A 19561-nucleotide genomic window follows, 5' to 3' on the forward strand; every position below is an offset into this window, starting at 1 on the left:
GACCCGCTCGCGCCCTCGCCCGCATCCCTGCGGCGAGGGCGCAGCCATGTCGGGGCCATCCGAGCCCCGCCCGCGCGGACCCAGCGCGAAAGGCCTGCCGTGCCGATCATCACCCGCCGCGTGGCCGCGGCCGTCACGGTCACGACCGCGATCCTGCTCGGGTGGGCCGCGCCGTCGCAGGCGGCCGGCGGGTCGAACGTCGGCCTGTACGGCTCCGGGGACCCCACCTACGACGGTGTCTTCCGCCAGTCCCTGGCCATCCTCGGCCTCCACGCGGCAGGGGTCGCGCCGGACGCCTCGGCGGTGGCGTGGCTGCTGGCCCAGCAGTGCGCCGGCGGCGGCTTCTCGTCGTACAACCCGAACCCGGCCAAGGGCTGCCCGGGCTACGACCCGGCGAAGTACACCGGCGGCATCGACACGAACGCGACGTCCCTCGCCCTCGAGGCCCTGCTCGCGACCGGCCATCGTGCGCAGGCCGATCGCGCCGCCACGGTGCTGCGCAAGGCCCAGGACCGCGACGGGGGCTGGCCGTTCATCGTCGGCGGCGGGTCGTCGGACCCCAACTCGACCGGCCTGGTGATGGCGGCGCTCGCCGCCGCGGGCGACGGGGTCGATGCGGGCGGTACGGCATACCTGGCCGGCCTGCAGGTCGGCTGCGGCAGCGGCTCGGCACCGACGGACCAGGCCGATCGCGGCGGCCTGGCCACGCCGTACTCCGGCGGCGCCCCCAACGTCCTGGCCACGGTGCAGGCGGTGCCGGGGCTGGCCGGCCTGAGCCTCGTCGACCCCGTCCCCGCCGCCGGCACCTGGGCCGACGGCGGCGCGGCGCTGCCGTGCCCGGCCGCGTCGACCAGCACGCCGACCTCGAGCTCGTCCGCCACCCCCACCACGTCGCCGTCCACGCCGTCGAGCCCATCCGCCGCCGACCCCAGCGCCCCGAGCACCGCGTCGAGCGCCTCGCCCAGCGGCGCGGACGTCGCGCACTGGGCCGCCACCTGGCTGGCCGCCCAGGCGAGGTCCGGCGCGGTGACCGGCACCAACGTGGGCTGGGCGATCCTGTCCTTCGCTGCAACGCTCACCCACCACGACGCCGCGGAGTCGCTGTACGCCGGCCTGCCCTCGACCATCACCACCGCGGGAGCTCGCGGCTCGGCCCGCGCCGCGCAGAGCACGGACAGCCCAGGAGCGCTCGGGCTGGCCGCGCTCAGCTCCGCGGTGCTGGGCCACCCCGGGACGGCCCGGACCTACGCCTCGCGCATCGCGGCCACGCTGACCGGCGAAGGTGCCTCAGCGTCGCCGTCCCCGAGCTCCTCAGCCTCGGAGGGTGGGTCAGCGAGCTCGTCGCCGTCGACGGCGACGTCCGCCGCGTCGACGACCCCCGCAGCCACGCTGCCCCGGACGGGGGCTGCACCCGGCCTGGGCGTCGCTGGGCTGCTGCTCGTCGTCGCGGGCGCTGCCCTGCTTCGGTTCGGGCGGCGACGGACGTGAGACCCACCTCCCGCTACGTCGCGCCCCGGGCCGCCGCCGCAGCGGTGGTGGCCGTCCTGGCGGCCGTGGCGGGGGTGCTCGCGCTGGGGGTGACGCCAGCGCGCGCGTCGGCGTACCGGTACTGGTCGTACTGGCACGCCGCACCCGGGTCCGCCACCTGGACCTTCGCCGGCGCCGGGGCGACGTACCGACCGAGCCCCGGCGCGGTCGAGGGCTGGCGCTTCGCCGTCTCGCCGGGCACGGCCAGCGCGCCAGCGCCACGGGCGGACCCGGCGACGGCGTACAACCGCGCCTGCTCCGGACTCACGGCCGCCGCCGGGCAGAAGCTCGTCGCGCTGGTCGTCGACTACGGGACGGCCTCCGACGCCCCGCCTGGCGAGAAGCCACCGGGTGGCGTCGTCGCCACCTGCACCACCGTGGCGGCGAACGCCGACGGGTTCGACGTCCTGCGGGCCGCCCACGTGAGCGTGCGCGAGCAGGGCGGCCTGGTCTGCGGCCTCGACGGCTATCCGCGAACCGAGTGCGCGCCGCTGGTCACGACGACGCCCTCGGCGGCGCACAGCGGGTCGGCGCACAGCGGGGGGACGCACACCTCGCCAGCGCACGGCGCACCGGCACCCTCGTCGGCGCGGCCCTCGTCGAGCCGGCCGACCGACCCCTCCCCGACCCGGGCGTCGGCGCGGTCGGCCGCGACGGCCACGGCCTCCCGGACGTCGCCCGCGGGGACGAGGAGCTCCGCGGCGCCCAGCCACGCCCCCGCCGGGCCGCCCAGCTCGGGCCCGGCAACCAGTCCTCCCCCGGCGATCGCCGCGGCGGGACCCTCGCTCGTCGTCGGTGATGTCGGGGCCGCCTCGGGGCACGGCTCGCCCTGGCCCTTCGTCGGCGGGATCGCGGTCGTCGCGGTCGTGGCCGGCGGTGCCTGGGCCGCGCGGAGGCGCGCGTGAGACTGCCGCGTGCGCTGCATCCGGGAGCCTGGTGGCTGTGGGCCCTCGGCCTGGCGACCGCCGCGAGCCGGACGACTCAGGTGCTGCTGCTCCTGCTCGTCATCGCCGTGACGGCCTACGTCGTCGCGGCACGGCGTACCGACGCGCCGTGGGCCGGCACCTACCGCGCCGCCCTGGTCGTGGGGGCCATGTTCCTGCTCGTGCGGATGGCCTTCGAGATCGTGTTCGGCGCCGACGCCGGCCCGACCGTCCTCTTCCGGCTGCCCCAGGTGCCGATGCCCGGGTGGATGGCGGGGGTGGGCGTCGGCGGCCCGGTCTCGGCGGAGGGACTGCTCGCCGCCCTGCAGGACGGCCTGCGAGTCGCCGCGGTGATCGCGTGCATCGGGGCGGCGTCGTCCCTGGCCAGCCCGTCGCGCCTGCTCGCCAGCCTGCCCACGGCGCTGTACGAGGTCGGCCTCACCGTCGTGGTGGCGCTGAGCCTGGCGCCGCAGGCCGTGGCCGACGTCCGGAGGGTGCGGGCGGCGCGACGGCTGCGGGGCCGGCCGACCCGCGGGATGGCGGCGGTGCGCTCGACCGGCCTGCCGGTGCTGGAGGACGCGCTGGAGCGCTCGGTGCAGCTGGCCGCGTCGATGGACGCCCGCGGGTACGGGCGCCGCGCCGACGTCAGCCCCTCGGTGCGCCGGACGACGGCCGCGTGCACGCTCGCCGGCCTGGTCGGGGTGACCGCGGGGACGTACGGCCTGCTGGACGCGGGCTCGCCGTCCTGGCTGGGACTGCCGATCCTGCTCGGCGGGGTGCTGCTCGCGGTCGCCGGGCTCGTGCTGGGCGGACGGCGGCGCGTGCGCTCGCGGTACCGCCCCGACCCGTGGCGGGTCCCGGAGTGGCTGACCGCAGGCTCGGGGGCCGTCGCGGCGGGGGTGCTCGTCGCCGTCTCGACGCTCGACCCGGCGGCCCTGCAGGGGGCCGCCGGGACCCTCACCTGGCCGGGCCTGCCCGTGCTGCCGGCGCTGGCCGTCCTCCTCGGCCTGCTCCCGGCCTGGGTCACCCCCCACCCGACTGACGTGTCAGGCGTTCGGCAACGAGGGCTTGGCGAAACGCCTGACAGCGCGCTGCGCGCCGGGGCGGGGGTGCGGGCGTGATCCGCTTCGAGGACGTCACCATCACCTACGAGGGCGCGGCCCGGCCGGTGCTCGCGGGGGTCGACCTCGTCGTGCCCGAGGGCGAGCTGTGCCTCGTCGTCGGCCCCACCGGGTCGGGGAAGTCCACGCTGCTGCGGGCGGTCAACGGGCTGGTCCCCCACTTCTCCGGGGGGCGCCTCGCCGGACGGGTCAGCGTCGGCGGCCGCGACACGCGGACCCACCCGCCGCGCGAGCTCGCTGACCTGGTCGGCATCGTGGGCCAGGACCCGCTGGCCGGCTTCGTGGCCGACGTCGTCGAGGAGGAGCTGGCCTACGGCATGGAGAGCCTCGGCGTGCCGGCCGACGTCATGCGGCGGCGGGTCGAGGAGACCCTGGACCTGCTCGGGCTCGCCGACCTGCGTCGCCGGCCTCTGCTGTCGCTCTCCGGGGGCCAGCGGCAGCGGGTCGCGCTCGGGGCCGTGCTCACGATGCACCCCAAGGTCCTGCTCCTGGACGAGCCGACCTCGGCGCTGGACCCCCCGGCGGCCGAGGAGGTCCTCGCCGCGCTCCAGCGGCTGGTCCACGACCTCGGGCTCACCGTGCTCGTCACCGAGCACCGCCTCGAGCGGGTGGTGCAGTACGCCGACCGCGTGGTCCGCCTCACCGGGGACGGCGGGCCACTGGTGGCCGGCGACCCGGCCACCGTGCTGGCGGACTCCCCGGTGGTCCCGCCCGTCGTCGAGCTCGGCCGCATCGCCGGCTGGGACCCGCTGCCACTGTCGGTGCGCGACGCCCGCCGCCGCGCCGCCCCGCTGCGCGAGCGCCTCACCGCGGCAGCCCCGCCCCACCCCCTCAGCACAGCCGCCTCCCGACCCGGCGTCTCCCCGGGTGCCGGCTCACGACAGGCATCTCCTGGGATCGCCGCGGCGCGGGGCCTCTCCGTGCGCTACGGCGCCACGGTGGCGCTGCGCGCCGTGGACCTCGCGGTGGGGCCAGCAGAGGTGGTCGCGGTCATGGGCCGCAACGGGGCCGGCAAGTCCACGCTGCTCCAGGCCCTCGTCGGCGCGGTCGAGCCCGACCACGGGGAGGTCCGCGTCGGCGGCGTCCCCCCGGACACCCTGACCGGCCCCGCCCTCCTCGAGCGCGTGGGGCTGGTCCCCCAGGACGCCGGTGACCTGCTGTGGGCCGAGAGCGTCACCGAGGAGTGCGCGGCCGCGGACCGGGATGCGGGCGTCGCGGCCGGGACGACGTACCGGCTGCTCGCCCACCTCGCGCCGGGTGTCGCGCCCGACGCCCACCCCCGCGACCTCTCCGAGGGCGGCCGCTTGGCGCTGGCGCTGGCGGTGGTCCTCGCCGCAGACCCGCCGCTGCTGCTGCTCGACGAGCCGACCCGCGGCTTGGACTACCCGACCAAGGCGCGCCTGGTCGCCATCCTCGCGGCCCGCGCCGCCGCCGGGCACGCGGTCGTCCTCGCGACGCACGACGTCGAGCTCGTCGCCGAGGTCGCGACGCGAGTGGTCGTGCTGGCCGACGGCGAGGTGGTCGCCGACGGCCCGACGACCGCCGTCATCACCTCCTCCCCCGCCTACGCCCCCCAGGTCGCGAAGGTGTTCGCCCCCCTGCCGTGGCTGACGGTGGCCGACGCCGCCGAGACCCTGCGGGCGACCGGATGAGCGCCGTGCGGCTGACCCCGAGGTCCACGGCCGCACTCGGGCTGGTGTCGCTGGTCGGCGTGGTCGCCTTCGGCTGGCCGCTGCTCGCGGACCCGGGCAGCGGGCTGGCGCACGCCGGCGACGCCCCGCTGCTGTTCGCGGTCCTGGTGCCGTTGCTGCTGGCCGTCGTGCTGGCCGAGCTCGGCGACGGCGCCCTGGACGCCAAGGCGATCGCGATGCTCGGCGTGCTCGCCGCCGTCGGCGCGGCGCTGCGACCGCTCGGCGGCGGCGTGACCGGCTTCTCGCCCGTGTTCCTGCTCGTCGTGCTCGCCGGCCGGGCGCTGGGCCGCGGCTTCGGGTTCGTCCTCGGCGCGACCACGCTGTTCGCCTCGGCGCTGCTCACCGGCGGGGTCGGGCCGTGGCTGCCGTTCCAGATGCTCGGGGCGGCCTGGGTCGGGATGCTCGCGGGCTGCTTGCCGCGGGCGACCGGGCGGGCGGAGGTCCGGCTCGTGGCGGCGTACGGGGCCCTCGCGGGCCTGGCGTACGGCGCCCTCCTCGATCTGTGGTTCTGGCCGTTCACCGCCGGGCCGACCTCCAGCGTCTCGTTCGTAGCCGGGGCACCTCTGGCCGAGAACCTGCACCGCTTCCTCGTGTTCTGGCTGACGACGTCGCTCGGGTTCGACGTACCGCGGGCCGTGGGCAACCTCGTGCTGGTCCTGGTCGTCGGCGGGCCGGTGCTGCGCGCGCTGCGGCGTTCGGCCCGGCGGGCGGCCTTCGACGCCCCGGTCGAGTTCGTCACCGCGGGTCGCTGATGGACGTCGTCCTGCTCGGTACGGGCTCCGCGGACGGCTGGCCGAACGCGTTCTGCCGCTGCGCCTCCTGCGCGGCCGAGCGCTCGGCGGGGCGGGTCCGCCTGCAGACGTGCGCGCTGGTCGACGGCGTCCTGCTGCTCGACTGCGGGCCGACCGCCCCGTTCGCGGCGGGGCGGGCCGGGCGCTCGCTCGCTGGCGTCCGGCACCTGCTGCTCACCCACGCGCACGTCGACCACACCGCGCCGGCGGCGCTGCTGTGGCGGGCCTGGGCCGAGCGGGCGGAGCCGCTGACGTTGCACGGGCCGGCGGCCGCGGTCGAGGCGTGCCGGCCGTGGCTCGGGCCGCGGGACCCGGTGACGCTGCACGAGGTGCGGGCGGGCGAGGTGTTCGAGTGCGACGGGTACCGGGTCGCCGCGCTGCCCGCCACCCACGGCGACGAGGTGACCGGCGAGTGCGTGCTGTGGGACGTGACCGGCCCGGACGCCGCACGCCTGCTCTACGCGACCGACACCGGCCCGCTCTCCGAGGGGGCGCTCGCCTCGCTGGGGACCTACGACCTCCTGCTGCTGGAGGAGACCTTCGGCGACGCGGTCGGGCTGGGTGGCGACCACCACGACCTCCGCTCGTTCCCGGCGACCCTGGCCGAGTTGCGCCGGCGCGGCGCGGTGACGCCCGCGACGAGGGTGGTCGCCATCCACCTGAGCCACCACAACCCGCCCACCTCCCAGCTGCGCCGCCGTCTCGCCCCCTGGGGCGCCGAGGTCCTCGACGACGCCACCCTCCTGCAGCTTTGTTCGAATGAACGCGGCATTCCTCCAATAGGTCCGACTGAACGCCGCGTTCATTCGAAGCAAGCTCCGGCGGGGGGTGGGGGGCGGACGTTCGTGGTGGGTGGCGCACGGTCGGGGAAGTCTGGGTACGCCGAGGCGCTGCTCGCCGACCGGGCCGCGGTGACCTATGTGGCCACCGGCGGCGAGCGGCCCGGCGACGAGGAGTGGTCGGCCCGGGTGGCGGCCCACCGGCGTCGCCGGCCGCCGTCGTGGCGCACGGTCGAGGCCGGGGACTCGCCGGGGACGGCCGGGGACCCGGCGGCGGCGGTACGCGCTGCCGCGCCCAGCGACGCCGTCCTCATCGACTGCCTCACCCTGTGGCTGACCCGGCTGCTCGACGTCTCCGGCGCGTGGGAGGACCCGGACCGGGCGGCGGCCGTCACCGACGCCGCAGCGGCCGACCTCGTCGCGGCCCTGCGCGCCACCCCCGCCCGTGTGGTCGTCGTCTCCAACGAGGTCGGGCAGGGGATCGTCCCCGCGACCCGGTCCGGACGGGTGTTCCGTGACGAGCTGGGCCGGCTCAACGCGGCCGTCGCCGCCGCGTGCGAAGAGGTCGTCTGGCTGGTCGCCGGGCGCGCTCTCGCGCTGGCCGAGCCGTCGGGCACCATCGTGGACGCGTCGACCCCGGACGCGCAGCGAAGCGACCCCACCTGGAGGCAAGCACCGTGAGCGTCGACCTCGGCGCCTTCGAGCGCACCGTCGGGCTGCCCGACGACCTCTCCGCCCAGCGCGCGGCCGAGCGCCAGGCGCGGCTGACCAAGCCGGCCGGGTCGCTCGGCCGGCTGGAGGAGCTCGCCGTGTGGCTCGCCGGGGTCCAGGGCGACTGCCCGCCCCGCCCCCTCGACCGGGTGAGCGTCGTGGTGTTCGCCGCGGACCACGGCGTGGCGCGGGCCGGCGTCAGCGCGTACCCGCCCGAGGTCACCGCGCAGATGGTCCGCAACTTCTTGGCCGGCGGCGCGGCGGTCAACGTGCTGGCCCGACTCGCGGGGGCGTCGGTGCGGGTCCTCGACATCGGGGTCGACGTGGACTGGGAGGCCGCCGGACCGGTACCCGAGGCCGTGACGGCGTACAAGGTGTGCCGTGGCAGCGGCGACCTGTCGACGGGACCCGCGCTGACCCGCGAGGAGGCCGAGGCGGCCTTCCAGGCGGGCGTGGCCGTCGCCGACGAGGAGGTCGACGCCGGAGCCGACCTCCTCGTCCCCGGTGACATGGGGATCGGGAACACCACGCCGGCCGCCGCGCTGACCGCGGTCCTGACCGGGACCGACGTGGCCTCGGTAGTGGGTCGCGGCACCGGGATCGACGACCAGACGTGGATGCGCAAGGCGGCGGCGGTCCGCGACGCCGCCCGCCGTGGCCGCCCGCTGGTCGGCGACCTGATCGGCCTGCTCGCCGAGTGCGGCGGCGCGGACATCGCGGCCACCACCGGCTTCGTCGTGCAAGCCGCGGTACGCCGGACCCCGGTGCTGCTCGACGGGGTCGTGTCGGCGACAGCCGCCCTCGTGGCGCAGCGCATCTCGACGCGGACCACCGGCTGGTACCTCGCCGCCCACCGCTCGACCGAGCCAGCCCAGCACTACGCCCTCGAACGGCTGCAGCTCGAGCCGGTCCTCGACCTCGGGCTGCGCCTCGGCGAGGGCTCGGGGGCCCTCGTCGTCCTCCCCCTGCTGCGCGCGGCCCAGGCGACCCTGGCCGAGATGGCGACCTTCGAGGAGGCGGGTGTCTCCGAGCGGGCCGGTGCGTCCGACGGCATCACCGACGTGACGTGACGGCACGGTCCCGGTGGCGCGATGCCGCCCGGCTCTGTGTGGGCACGTTCACCGCCCTGCCCGTACGTCCTCCCGACCGGGTCGACCGTGCGGTGGCGGGCCGGGCGATGCTGCTGGCCCCGCTGACCGGCGGGGTGCTCGGGCTGGTGGCGGCGGTCGTGCTCTTCGCGGCCCGCCACGCCTACCACGAGCCGCTGCTCCCCGCGGCGCTCGCGGTGGCCACGTGGGCGCTGCTCACCCGCGGGCTGCACCTCGACGGGCTGGCCGACACCGCCGACGGGTTCGGCGCGGGGGCCACCCGTGGCCGTGCCCGGGCCCTGGAGGTGATGCGGTCCGGCGACGTCGGGCCGTTCGGTGTCGCCGCCGTGGTGCTCGTCGTCCTGCTCCAGGTCGCCGCGCTCTCCGACGCGGTGCTGCACGGCCTCGGGACGCAGGCGGTGATCGGCGCCGCGGTCGTGGGGCGGCTCGCGGTGACCTACGCCTGCCTGCGCGGTGTCCCCGCCGCACGCCCCGACGGCCTGGGGTCGGCCGTGGCGGGCTCGGTACCCCTCGCGGGCGCGCTCGTCGTCACCGCGGCCGTCCTCGGGGGCGGTCTCCTGGTCGGCGGCGTCCTCGACGACGACGCCGGGCGCACGCCCGCGCTGCTGGCCGTGCTCTCGGTCCCCGTCGGGGTGGCCGCGGGCGGGCTCGTCGTCGTCGCGGCCTGCCGTCGGCTGGGCGGGATCACCGGCGACGTCCTCGGCGCCTGCCTGGAGGTGGCCACCGCCGCGGCGCTGCTCGTGCTCGCGGCCTGGCCGGTCGGGCTGCCCCCCGGCTGAGCGTCGGCGGCCCGGGACGGACAGGTGGGTCGTATCAGGCCAGCACGCGAGGGCTCTGTCGGGACGACGAAAGGCCCACGACCGCCCCCGGAGCACGCCATGACCCAGACTCTCGGCCGCCGGACGACCCGTACCCGCGTCGTCATCCTCGCCCCCGACCCCGTCTCCCGCGCCGGCGTCGCCAGCGTGCTCCGCTTCCGCGGGGAGCTCGAGATGGTGGGGCTCAGCGCCCTCACCGACCCGAGCGGCGCCCGCGCCGACGTCGCCGTGGTCGTCGCCGACCGGATCGACCGAGAGACTCTGGGACGGGTGCGCGCGATCCGTCAGGCCGGCGCCCGGGTCGTCCTGCTCGCGCGGGACCTCGACGGCGTCGACCCGCTCGAGACGGTCGACGCGGGAGTCAGCGCGATGGTCCGCCGCGTCGAGGCGAGCGACGAACGCCTGACCGAGGCCATCCGGGTGGCGGCCGCCGGGGACGGCTCCCTGCCGGGCGACCTGGTCGACCACCTCCTGCAGCAGGTCGGGGCAGAACGCGACCCGGTCGAGCAGCGCGAACCCGTCCCCGCCTTCACTCATCGCGAGCTGCGCATCCTGCGGCTGCTCGCCGACGGCCTGTCCACCCTGGAGATCGCGCGCGAGCTCGCCTACAGCGAGCGGACCATCAAGGCCGCGGTCCACGCGATGACGACCCGGCTGGGGCTGCGCAACCGCTCGCACGCGGTCGCGTTCGCCGTCCGCAAGGGCCTGATCTGACCCGACGCCGGGCCCGGCTCGGCTACGTCGGGCCGCGGAACTCCAGTCCGCAGCGGCCCCGGACGCCACCCCACCCCTCGACGGCGACGTCGGCCAGCAGCGTCTGCCGGATGTCCTCGCCGAGGTCGTTGTAGGACTCGCGGTCGGCGCTCGCGGTCAGCCGCACCTGGCGTCGCGGCGCCCGCGCGCGCAGCGCGAACGAGGTCTCGTCCCCGGAGCCGGTGATCCGGCCGTACGCCGGCGCGACGACCTGCGTCGTGCGCCCGCCACCGTCCACGACGACGTACCCGCCGTACACGCTCGCCCGCGGGACCCGCCACAGCCGGGTCCGCATGAGGACGGCCTCGAGGATCGTGTCGCCGCCGTCGAGGCCGTCGGCGGAGATCCACACCCACGAGGCCGGCAGGCGCCGCCCCCAGTAGTGGGTGAGCGTTCCGCGCGCGTCGAGCAGCGTGAAGCGCTCCCCCGCGACCTCCACCACCCCGGAGAAGCGGGCACGGGGCCGCGACACGAGCTCCAGGTCGAAGGGGTGCAGCCGCTTCGCCGCGGGCGGCACCGGATCGAGGCGGGCCGTGCCAGGGACGACGCGCAGGTCCCACCGAACGTCGTCGACCGCGCCGTCGATCAGCGTGGGGGTGAACGTGGCGTCGGCGATCTCGACCGTCGTCTCGCGCACCCGCCACGTGTGCGCCGTGTCGCGCAGGACCCGGCCCCGCCCGCGCACCCACAGGCTGACGCGGACCTCGGCCTCGCCGACCTCGCGGCGCACGATCCAGTCGACGAGGAACGCGAGGTCGCCGCTCACGACCTTGAGGAACCAGTACTCCAGCGCGGCGTCGCGCCCCGCGAAGTCCTCCATCGCCGACCTACTCCCTCGGCAGGGCCATCTCGGCCAGGCGTGACCAGTCCTCACCCGGCACCTCGACGTTGACGATGCGCGGGACCTCGGCCAGCGCCTGCGGTTGGTCGACCACCGCCTTCTTGAAGTGCTCGGAGCTCACGTGCGCCGCGCCGGCGGCACCGTCGCGGAAGGCCTCCAGCAGGACGAACTCATCCGGGTCGTCGACGCTGCGCGACCAGTCGAACCACAGGTTCCCCGGCTCGGCGCGGGTGGCCGCGGTGAAGTCGGCGACCAGGTCCAGCCATCTGTCGCGCCAGTCCGGCTTCACCTTGAAGCGCACCACGATGAAGATCATCCGCACCCCTCCTGACGTACGCCGTCGAACGGACCGACCCACCTTCGGGTACCGAACACTCCGCGCGCCACCAGCACAAGTGCGCGCCCGCGTCTCGTCCCCGTTGCCCGTCATGTGGCGGCCTGCTCGTCACTCAGGGCCCGCGGAGTGACGTCGATCCCGCCACAAGTGGGCACAACGCTGCCGGGCGGCCCAGCCGGTGTGGCAGCCTTCCCAGCATGGGGGACGGCTACCGTGCCGAGCGCCCGACGCGGCAGCGGACGATCCTGGGCTGGGCGATCGGACTGGGTGCGCTGGCGCTCATCGCCGCCGTCGGAATTCCCGCCGCGGTCCTCGGGACGCGTTCACTGGAGCGGCACGGGCTCATCACGTCGAGCAGCGCCAGCGGAGGGGGCTGCTGGTCCCCGGGCGGCCCCGACTGGCTGGTCGAGGTGGCAGTAGTCGGCGGGCTGGGCGCCCTGATCCTCGGTGGTCTCTGGGGCGGGCTCCTGCAAGAACGCTCAGGGGCTCCGGAGGCGGCGCCGCCTCCGGCGTATCCCCGACTGGACCGCGTCTTCCGCCTCGTCTATGCGCTCGCCTCGATCGCCTTGCTGGTGGGCCTGGTCGGCCGCGGCGGGATGCGCGTGGCCCTGCTGGTCGCGGGCGAAGCGGTCATCCTCGCTGTCGGTCTGCTCATCGCCGGGCGCCCAAGCCGACGGGCCACCGGCGGTGCGCGCCACCTGCGTGCACGCACGTGGGCGCTCGGAGTGCTCTTCGTGCTCTGGGTGGGCGCTAGCCTCGCCGCACTGGTCACGATGATCGCGACCGGGACGAGTGGCCCGACCGCGTGCTGAGGTGGCGGTCGATCGGTCGGTCGGCCGTCCCGTTGACCCGCGCGGACGCTTCCGCCCGGCTCGGTGGACCCGATAGACACTCGGCTGGGGGTCGACACGAGGGAGAGGCACCGTGCAGGACTCGTCGTACTCGCCGCGCAAGCGGGACGGGCTCACCTACCAGCAGCGACTCGCGGCCGACCTCGGCCACCGCACCTGGGACGGCGCTGTCCAGGTCGCCCCCGGACCGGACTACTGGTACGTCCCCGGTGAGGTGCTCCTCTCGACGGCCGCCGAGGACCGCTTCCACGGGCTGCTGCAGCGCTTCGCGAAGCCCGACCAGGAGTCCAACGAGGTGATGCGGCGCGGCGGCGTCGACGTACGGCGCTGGCTGCTCGGCGACCACGACGTGCCAGCCCTCGTCGCCACCCTGCAGCGGCTGGCCGACGACGACCCCGAGGTCTCGGTGGCGCCCAACCACGTGCTGCGCGGCGGGCCGAAGTACAAGGGCGGTCCGGCCACCGAGCCGGAGCCGGTCGCCGCGATGGCGCTCGGGGAGGACCGGCCCCGCACCGACGGCGCGCAGATCGCGGTCCTCGACACCGGCGTCTGGGCCGGCTGGACCAGCCAGCTCCCGCTGCGCGAGGTCGTCGTGCTCGGCCCCGACGACATCGACGTCCTGGACGCCGACCACGACGGGATCCTCGACACCGAGGCGGGTCACGGCACGTTCATCTGCGGCCTGGTGGCCCAGGTGGCGCCCGCGCTGCGCATCGACCCCGGTCGGGTGCTGGACCCCACCGGCATCGGCACCGACTTCTCGGTGGCCCTCGAGCTGTTGCGAACCGAGGCGCCCGTCATCAACCTGTCCCTGGGGTGCTACACGGCCGAGGACCGCGCACCCCTCGCCCTCGACGGCGTGCTCGGGGCACTCGGGCCGGACCGCGTCGTCGTGGCCGCGGCCGGCAACGACGCCACCACGCGGCCGTTCTGGCCGGCCGCGTTCAAGCACGTGGTCGCGGTGGGCGCGCTGGACACCACCGACCCCGACCACCCGCGGCCGGCCGCCTTCAGCAACCACGGGTCGTGGGTGGACGTCTGGGCGCCGGGAGTGGACCTGGCCAGCACCTACGTCGACGGGCACTGGCGGACCGCTGATGAGGACGCGCAGTTCGCCGGTTGGGCGAAATGGAGCGGTACGTCCTTCGCGGCACCCCTCGTCGCGGCGGAGATCGCACGTCGGGCCGTCAACGGCAGCGCCCGCGCCGCCATGCACGACCTGCTGGCCGAGCTGCCCGTCGACCCCGTCGTGGGGCTGGTCTACTCACCGCCCGTGGACGTGGTCGCGCGGTAGTCACCCGGCGCCGAGGCACACGAAGGACGCCGCCACGAGCCCCACGGCGGGCTCGGCGGGCTCGACCCTGGCCGCAGCGAGCGCGCGGGAGGGGGTCTCGCCCAGGGCCAGGTGGGCGTGCACGCGTCGCATGACGACCTCGCTCGCATCGTCCGGCAGCGGGACCACCGCGGCGATCACCGCCGAGCTGCCGAGCCCGAGGAAGCCGGCCGAGAGCCCCAGCAGCTCCTCGCCCGATCGCACGGAGCTCACCGCGCTCCGGCAGGCCGGCAGCACGACCAGCCGCGGGACCCTGGGCAGCCGCTCCAGGTCGTAGATGGTGAGGGCGCCGTCGGCGAGCCGCAGCGAGGAGAACATCGGGTTGTCCGCGCGCAGGTGACCGTGGGCCGCCACGTGGGCCACGTCGGCGCGGCCGAGCTCCCTCATGGTGGCCTCGACGCTCGCCACGCTCCCCTCCAGGACCCTGCCTCGCCGCCACGCCCGCCTGATGCCACGGACCTCGCGGCCGGCTGCGGGCAGGTCCGGCCCGGCGACGAGCAGGACCTCCGTCGCCGCCGCGGAGCGCGGCGCGCGGGCCCACAGGGTGGCCGACGGGGTGACCGCGACAGCGCGGTCCTCCAGGCCGGGCAGGCAGTGCCATGGGAGCGCCTGGAGGGGACCGACGGGGCTGATGACCAGGTCACGGCCCCCCAGCTCCGGCGCCGGGTCCAGCACCAGCTGCGCGACCGCCGCCGCCGAGCGCGCGAGGACGCCGTGCAGCCGTGGCGAGCCGACGGTGAGCAGCCGCTGGAGGGCGAAGCGCAGCGTGTCGGCCTCGACGCCCACCGCGTCGACGGGGCCGAGGTCGCGCAGGCGGAGCCGGCCGTCGACGAGGGTGAGCAAGTGCAGCCGGCCCCCGGCTACGACGTACTCGGCCAGCGCAGCCGACCCGAGCCGGCCGGCCAGCTCCTCGACCGTGACCGAGCGATGGGCGGAGGCCGCCCCGCGGGCCGCGCGGGTCAGCGCGATGACATCCCGCTCGGCTCGTTCCAGCGCCGCGGCCGCGGCGACGTCGCGCCCGCCGGAGAGCCGGGATGCCTGGAGCGCGGCGCTCGCCCGCCGCACCCGGGTGAGGGCGCGAGCCAGGTCGCGGTCCCGGGGCGGTCGCGCGGGCGGCATGAGCAGGGCGTTGGCCCGGGTCCGTTCGGCGACCTCGAGGACGCGCCGGGCCTGACGGCTGTCGAGGCTCAGGACGAGGGCGAGCTCGCCGAGGTCGGTGCCACGAGCGGCCACGCCGGCGCGCAGGTCCGTGGCGCCGACCAGAGCGCGCTGCTTGTCGAGCTGGGCCAAGCCGGCCCGGACGGCGCGCGTCGCGCCCGCCGGGTTGCCCTCGGCCCGCCGCAGCATCGCCGCGACCACCCACCACTCGAGGGACGCGGTGCCGACCGCGGCGGCCGACCGCGCGCGCTCGAGCAACGCGCGCGCCCGCTGCGGACGGCCCCGTGCGAGGGCGCGTCGGGCCAGCCAGAGACGCACCGCCCGCTCCTCCTCGCGCCAGCCCGCCGCGTGCAGCTCGTTCGCGAGGACCTCGGCCCGAAGCGCGACGCGGGCATCGGCGGCCTCCGGGGAGCGCGCGACGAGCTGCGTCCACCGGGCCAGCAGCAGCCAGGCCGGCCGGTCCTGGCGACGCAGCAGCGCCGCCGCCGATGCGGCCACGGCCTGGGCGCGATCGGTACGCCCGTCGGCCAGCTCCACCTGGGCCAGGGCCACCAGCGCCTCGGCCTCGTCCGCCACCGCTCCGGCCGCGGCCAGGTCCTCGACCGCCCGCCCGGCGTCCCGGCGCGCGTCCTCGAACAGCCCGCAGCGCATGAGGACCAGCGCGCGGTCGACGAGCAGGCGGCCGAGGGGAAGTCCGGCGGAGGCGTAGAACGCCTCCGCCTCGGCGTACCGCGTGAGCGCCTCCGGCACGTCGCCCTCCACCGCCGCGACGAAGCCCAGGTTCCAGTCGGCGTCCGCGACGTCGAGGTGCTGGCCGGCGGCGAGGGTCAGCGCGCGGGCTCGGAGCAGGTCGGCCCTGGCCTGGGCGGCCGAGCCGCGGTAGGCGTGGAGGAGACCGCGGTTGTTGAGCAGCCGCGCCTCCCACCGGCTGTCCCCAGCCCGCCTGAGCACGGGAAGGGCGCTCGCGTAGGCGGTCAGCGCCTGCTCGGTCTCGCCGCAGCGCTGCAGCACCAGCGCACGCTGGCCGAGCAGGCGCGCATGCTCTGCCCCGCTCAGCGCGGCGGCGGCGCGGTCCGCCTGGCGGAGCGCGGCCCTGGTCCGGCCGCGCTCGAGCAGGATGAAGGCGAGCGACATCCGCGTCTCGGCAGCGGCCGTGTCGGACTGCCCGCCGATGGCCCGTACGGCGTTCCGCAGCACCGCCTCGGCGGCGTCCAGGTCACCGAGCTCCTTGAGGGCGAGCGCGGCCGCACGGGCAGCAGTGCCGCGGGCCTCGGCCGACAGGAGTCGGCGGGGCGCCGCGAGGACCTCATCGGCCGCGCCCAGGGCTGCTCGTGGGTCGGTGCCCACCAGGTCCAGCGCCCGGCGGGCGGAGAGCTCGAGATCGGCGGAGGAATCGACGCCGGTCACCCCCCGACTGTGCCCGAGTCCGACGGGGTTCTCCACTGAGGCGTGACCCGGCCGGTCGTGACGTGACGACGGGGCCGCGCGAGCCCATCTCGGCGCCGACCCACGCCATGAGGCCGAGCGCCATGACCACGTCGCCGATGCTGACGACCGTGTGCACCGGCCGGAGCGGCAGCACGTCCCCGAGGGCCACGAGGCGCGGATGCGGTCGCGGGCGGTACTTGGGCGAGCGCTCGGCCTTTCGCTCATCGCTCGCGGTGACCCGCGCGGCCGTCGTGGCCCACCCGCTGCTCGGCATCCCCTGGTTGGCGAGGATGACGGCGCCGTTCATGACCGCGCCGAGCACCACGGCGAGCGCGGTCGCCCGGCAGCGGGACCCGTGGCGCGAGGCCGCGGCGAGGAGCAGGCCGCAGACGCCGAGCACGTACACGACGACGAGCAGGGACAGGTGCAGCCGGGTCTCGACCCAGGTCCGGGTGCTCGGGGTCCGGTACTCCACGCCCTGGGCAGCGGCCGCGACCAGTAGGAACGACGAGGCGAGGGCCGGCAGCGGCCGGATGCGGCCCATCCGGCCGCCGGCGAGCAGCCCCAGCGCCACGCCGGCGACGGCCGGGACCAGGAAGAACGCCAGGTCCGCCACGTGCTCCTCCTCACCCGGCCGCCGCTCGATCAGCCGCCCTTGTACTTCGGGGCCGCGAGCGCGTAGAGGACCGCGGCCATCGCCGCGGCGCTCATCGCCCGCGCGACCCACGTCGTGGCTCGCACGCGCACACCCCTCACCCCCCTTCGGGTCATGGCCGAACCGCACGCCGGCCGGGTCCGTATCAGCTGCAGGTCCGTATCAGGTGCGGTGCCCGCGGCTCTGTCCGCGGACAGCCCCCAGCGGAGGAGACGGTCCCCATGCCGCACCGCACCCGCGTCCAGGTGATCGCCGCCGACCCGATCAGCCGCGCCGGTGCGCTCGGCGTCCTGTCGCTCGCGCACGAGCTCGACGTACGGGCGATCGACGGCCCGTCGACGTCACGCTGGCAGCCCGAGGTCGCCGTCCTCGCCACCGAGCGGGTGGACCGCACCACGCTGATCCGGCTGCGGGTCACCCGCCGGGCCGGCGTACCCGTCGTCCTGGTCGCCGCGGACGTCGACGGTTTCGACGTCCTCGCCGCCCTGGAGGCGGGGACGACTGCCCTGGTCCTGCGCTCGGAGGCGACGACCGACCGGCTGGCGGAGGTGGTCCGCCGGGCGGTCGCGGCCTCCGATCGCGGGCCGGCGACCGCGCGGGTGGCTCAGGTCAGGGTCCCGGCCCAGCGCTCGTCGACGCAGCGGCGTCGGCTGGCTCGGGCGCTGACCCGGGCCAGCGTGCTGCGCTGAGCCGCCGCGCCGCGCTGAGCTGACGTGCTGGGCGCCCCTGCCCCGTGCTCGACGATCGGGTCCTCACACCCACCACCCCCGGACCGGAGGGACACCGCACGCGCCCTCGCGTGCCGACGAATCTAGTCGCGCGGGACAGGGCGCCGCGGGGAGGCTGTGGACGACGGGTCCGGCTAGAGGGTCACCCACGAGGTGGCCACGGCGGTACCGTCCGCGGCCCGCACGTGCAGCCGCACCGGCCCGGGTGGCAGCGCCCTGACGACGAAGCGTCCGGCGGCGTCGAGCGGCACCGGGACGCGCGCTCCGCCTTGTTCGAGCTCTACGTCGCCGGCGGCGCCGGTGACCAGCCCGAGCAGCTCACACCCGTCGGGGGTCTCCGACACCTGCACGTCGACGGCGACGCTGCCGTGCTCGAAGGACAGCATCCGTACGTCGTCGCCGGGCCCACGGACCAGCACGAGCTCGGCGTCGACCGCGGAGTCGTGCACCAGCTCGGCCAGCTCGGCGTCCAGCGTTCGCAGCGCGAAGGCCGCCCGGCCGGACTCGACGACCAGGCGCGGGACCGGGTCGGCCACCGCGGCGAGGCGGCGAAGGCGCGCCTCGAACTCCTCCAAGCCCTCGCTCATGTCGAGGCACCCCCCAGGTTGTCCAGCGACAGCATGTCGTTGGCCTCCGCGAAGCGGCGAAGGCGTTCCAGGCAGCGCTGGCGCGTGGGCCCGATGCTGCCGATCGGCATCTCAAGAGCGGCGGACACGTCCTGATAGGACGGCGCCGGGTCCGCCAGGAGCACCCGAAGCAGGCGCCGGCAGCGGTCGGGGATGCGCTCGAAGGCGGCCCACAGCGCGGCGTCTCGCTCGGCGAGCATGAGCCGGGCCCCCATCTCGGGGGCCCGGGGCTCGGGGATGGCCGTGAGGTGGTCGGCGTCGGCGACGTACTCGCGCCCCGATCGCCGGATCACGCGCAGGCACTCCCGGCGCACGGTGGTGGACAGCCAGGCGCCCAGGCGGTCGGGCTCGGTGATCCGCTCGAGGTTCTCCAGGAGGCGAAGCCAGGCGGTCTGGACCGCGTCGGCGCAGTCGGCGTCGTCGAGCCGGTGCGCGCGGGCGACGGCCCAGAGCAGGCTGGCGAAGCCGTCCACCAGGGCGTCCCACGCGGCCTGGTCCCCCGCGGCGGCTCGCGCGAGCAGCGCCGAGACCTCCTCGCCGGACATCATCTGGGTCACAGATCCTCTGCGGACGGTGATCGGTCGGTGCCATTCTGTCGCACGCCTGCGGGCGCGGCCTCGGTCGTCCGGGTGGATCACGCAGAGCGAACCCATGTCGCACAGAGCCACCCCGGCCCCGCCTGATACACCCGGTTCAGCGCCTCGGGTCGGCCGTCACGAAGGGCGGGCGGACGACCCGGAAGGCGCTCGGCCGCCCGCGGACGTCCACGACGACCTCGTCGCCGTCGCCGACCGCGCGGGAGAGCAGGGCCAGGCCGATCCCGAGCCCCCGCGTCGGGGAGAACGTCCCGCTCGTGACCTCACCGACCGGCTCCCCCGCGCCGTCGAGCACGCTCATGTGCGGCCGCGGGATGCCCCGGTCCAGCGCCTCGAGGCCGCGCAGCAGCCGCTCGGCACCTCGCTCCCGTTCGGCGAGCAGCGCCTCCCGGCCCCAGAACGCCGGCTTGTCCCAGCCGACCGCCCAGCCCAGCCGGGCCTGGACCGGCGTGATGGACGGGGAGAGGTCCTGGCCGTGCAGTGGGTAGCCCATCTCGGTGCGCAGGGTGTCGCGGGCACCGAGTCCGCAGGGCCGGATGCCCTCCGCCGCGCCGGCGGCGAGCAACGCGTCCCACAGCGCGGCGGTGTCCTCCCACGCGGGGAGCAGCTCGTAGCCGTGCTCGCCCGTGTAGCCGGTGCGACACACCAGGACGGGGCGGCCCTCCCACCGCCCGTCGGCCCAGCCCAGGTACGCCTGCCCGCTGGGCAGGCCGAGCGCGTCGAGGACGGCCGCGGAGCGGGGGCCCTGGACGGCGAGGACGCCGTACGCCTCGTGCTGGTCGACC

General features: G+C 76.4%; 19 protein-coding genes. 12 read left to right on the forward strand and 7 right to left on the reverse strand.

The window, feature by feature from the left end:
* Positions 1-99 precede the first annotated feature (99 nt).
* The 9 genes from VMI11_12395 (at position 100) to VMI11_12435 (ending at position 10184) form a co-directional block, all read left to right on the forward strand.
* Positions 100-1488: a prenyltransferase/squalene oxidase repeat-containing protein gene (locus VMI11_12395; protein HTY73207.1), complete on the forward strand. Its 1389-nt coding sequence runs from the start codon at positions 100-102 to the stop codon at positions 1486-1488.
* The gene (locus VMI11_12400; GenBank protein HTY73208.1) at positions 1485-2432 is read left to right on the forward strand and encodes an SCO2322 family protein; all 948 of its coding nucleotides are present in this window, start codon (positions 1485-1487) and stop codon (positions 2430-2432) included. The genes VMI11_12395 and VMI11_12400 overlap by 4 nt, the downstream gene beginning before the upstream one ends.
* Positions 2429-3571: a CbiQ family ECF transporter T component gene (locus tag VMI11_12405; GenBank protein ID HTY73209.1), complete on the forward strand. Its 1143-nt coding sequence runs from the start codon at positions 2429-2431 to the stop codon at positions 3569-3571. The genes VMI11_12400 and VMI11_12405 overlap by 4 nt, the downstream gene beginning before the upstream one ends.
* Complete coding sequence (locus VMI11_12410) at positions 3568-5223, forward strand: ATP-binding cassette domain-containing protein (GenBank protein HTY73210.1); 1656 nt, start codon at positions 3568-3570, stop codon at positions 5221-5223. The genes VMI11_12405 and VMI11_12410 overlap by 4 nt, the downstream gene beginning before the upstream one ends.
* A complete protein-coding gene (locus VMI11_12415) occupies positions 5220-6014 on the forward strand; it encodes an ECF transporter S component (GenBank protein HTY73211.1) in 795 nt (264 codons plus the stop codon). Before VMI11_12410 ends, VMI11_12415 begins: the two co-directional genes overlap by 4 nt.
* A complete protein-coding gene (gene cobU / locus VMI11_12420; protein HTY73212.1) occupies positions 6014-7513 on the forward strand; it encodes a bifunctional adenosylcobinamide kinase/adenosylcobinamide-phosphate guanylyltransferase in 1500 nt (499 codons plus the stop codon). Before VMI11_12415 ends, cobU begins: the two co-directional genes overlap by 1 nt.
* 35 nt (positions 7514-7548) lie before the next feature.
* Positions 7549-8613 (forward strand): nicotinate-nucleotide--dimethylbenzimidazole phosphoribosyltransferase, encoded by a 1065-nt coding sequence (gene cobT, locus VMI11_12425; protein HTY73213.1) that lies wholly within the window; start codon positions 7549-7551, stop codon positions 8611-8613.
* Complete coding sequence (locus VMI11_12430) at positions 8610-9431, forward strand: adenosylcobinamide-GDP ribazoletransferase (GenBank protein HTY73214.1); 822 nt, start codon at positions 8610-8612, stop codon at positions 9429-9431. The genes cobT and VMI11_12430 overlap by 4 nt, the downstream gene beginning before the upstream one ends.
* A gap of 99 nt (positions 9432-9530) precedes the next feature.
* Entirely contained in the window at positions 9531-10184 is a 654-nt protein-coding gene (locus tag VMI11_12435) for a response regulator transcription factor (protein ID HTY73215.1), read from the forward strand.
* Positions 10185-10206: 22 nt separating this feature from the next.
* Here the strand turns inward: VMI11_12435 and VMI11_12440 are convergent, their stop codons facing one another.
* Together VMI11_12440 and VMI11_12445 are read right to left on the reverse strand one after the other, a co-directional pair.
* Entirely contained in the window at positions 10207-11043 is an 837-nt protein-coding gene (locus VMI11_12440; GenBank protein HTY73216.1) for a hypothetical protein, read from the reverse strand.
* Between the two features lie 7 nt (positions 11044-11050).
* On the reverse strand, positions 11051-11380 hold the full coding sequence (locus VMI11_12445; protein ID HTY73217.1) for a putative quinol monooxygenase: 330 nt from the start codon (positions 11378-11380) through the stop codon (positions 11051-11053).
* Positions 11381-11598: 218 nt separating this feature from the next.
* Here VMI11_12445 and VMI11_12450 point away from each other — a divergent pair, with 218 nt between their 5' ends.
* Entirely contained in the window at positions 11599-12213 is a 615-nt protein-coding gene (locus VMI11_12450) for a hypothetical protein (protein ID HTY73218.1), read from the forward strand.
* A 112-nt stretch (positions 12214-12325) separates the two neighbouring features.
* Positions 12326-13546 carry a S8 family serine peptidase gene (locus tag VMI11_12455; GenBank protein HTY73219.1) on the forward strand — a complete coding sequence of 407 codons (1221 nt, stop codon included), beginning with the start codon at positions 12326-12328 and terminating at the stop codon, positions 13544-13546.
* Here the strand turns inward: VMI11_12455 and VMI11_12460 are convergent, their stop codons facing one another.
* Positions 13547-16150 carry a CHAT domain-containing protein gene (locus tag VMI11_12460; GenBank protein HTY73220.1) on the reverse strand — a complete coding sequence of 868 codons (2604 nt, stop codon included), beginning with the start codon at positions 16148-16150 and terminating at the stop codon, positions 13547-13549.
* Positions 16050-16787, reverse strand: coding sequence for a DUF5317 family protein (locus VMI11_12465; GenBank protein HTY73221.1), 738 nt, complete (start codon positions 16785-16787; stop codon positions 16050-16052). Before VMI11_12465 ends, VMI11_12460 begins: the two co-directional genes overlap by 101 nt.
* A 260-nt stretch (positions 16788-17047) precedes the next feature.
* Between VMI11_12465 and VMI11_12470 the strand changes: the two genes are divergently transcribed.
* Positions 17048-17515: a hypothetical protein gene (locus tag VMI11_12470; GenBank protein ID HTY73222.1), complete on the forward strand. Its 468-nt coding sequence runs from the start codon at positions 17048-17050 to the stop codon at positions 17513-17515.
* Between the two features lie 173 nt (positions 17516-17688).
* Here the strand turns inward: VMI11_12470 and VMI11_12475 are convergent, their stop codons facing one another.
* The 3 genes from VMI11_12475 to VMI11_12485 form a co-directional block, all read right to left on the reverse strand.
* Entirely contained in the window at positions 17689-18141 is a 453-nt protein-coding gene (locus tag VMI11_12475; protein HTY73223.1) for a hypothetical protein, read from the reverse strand.
* Positions 18138-18728: a sigma-70 family RNA polymerase sigma factor gene (locus VMI11_12480; GenBank protein HTY73224.1), complete on the reverse strand. Its 591-nt coding sequence runs from the start codon at positions 18726-18728 to the stop codon at positions 18138-18140. Before VMI11_12480 ends, VMI11_12475 begins: the two co-directional genes overlap by 4 nt.
* Before the next feature lie 145 nt (positions 18729-18873).
* A partial coding sequence (locus VMI11_12485) for a glycine cleavage T C-terminal barrel domain-containing protein (protein HTY73225.1) occupies positions 18874-19561 on the reverse strand: 688 nt, incomplete at its 5' end.

The organism is Actinomycetes bacterium, from assembly GCA_035506535.1.
Lineage (GTDB): Bacteria > Actinomycetota > Actinomycetes > DATJPE01 > DATJPE01 > DATJPE01.

Bases quoted from the DNA above. Each gene is read 5' to 3' on its own strand.
- VMI11_12440 (HTY73216.1), bottom strand. From the start codon at position 11,043: ATGGAGGACTTCGCGGGGCGCGACGCCGCGCTGGAGTACTGGTTCCTC.
- VMI11_12470 (HTY73222.1), top strand. From the start codon at position 17,048: ATGCCGCACCGCACCCGCGTCCAGGTGATCGCCGCCGACCCGATCAGC.
- cobU (HTY73212.1), top strand. From the start codon at position 6,014: ATGGACGTCGTCCTGCTCGGTACGGGCTCCGCGGACGGCTGGCCGAAC.
- VMI11_12445 (HTY73217.1), bottom strand. From the start codon at position 11,380: ATGATCTTCATCGTGGTGCGCTTCAAGGTGAAGCCGGACTGGCGCGAC.
- VMI11_12480 (HTY73224.1), bottom strand. From the start codon at position 18,728: ATGATGTCCGGCGAGGAGGTCTCGGCGCTGCTCGCGCGAGCCGCCGCG.
- VMI11_12450 (HTY73218.1), top strand. From the start codon at position 11,599: ATGGGGGACGGCTACCGTGCCGAGCGCCCGACGCGGCAGCGGACGATC.
- VMI11_12415 (HTY73211.1), top strand. From the start codon at position 5,220: ATGAGCGCCGTGCGGCTGACCCCGAGGTCCACGGCCGCACTCGGGCTG.
- VMI11_12435 (HTY73215.1), top strand. From the start codon at position 9,531: ATGACCCAGACTCTCGGCCGCCGGACGACCCGTACCCGCGTCGTCATC.
- VMI11_12475 (HTY73223.1), bottom strand. From the start codon at position 18,141: ATGAGCGAGGGCTTGGAGGAGTTCGAGGCGCGCCTTCGCCGCCTCGCC.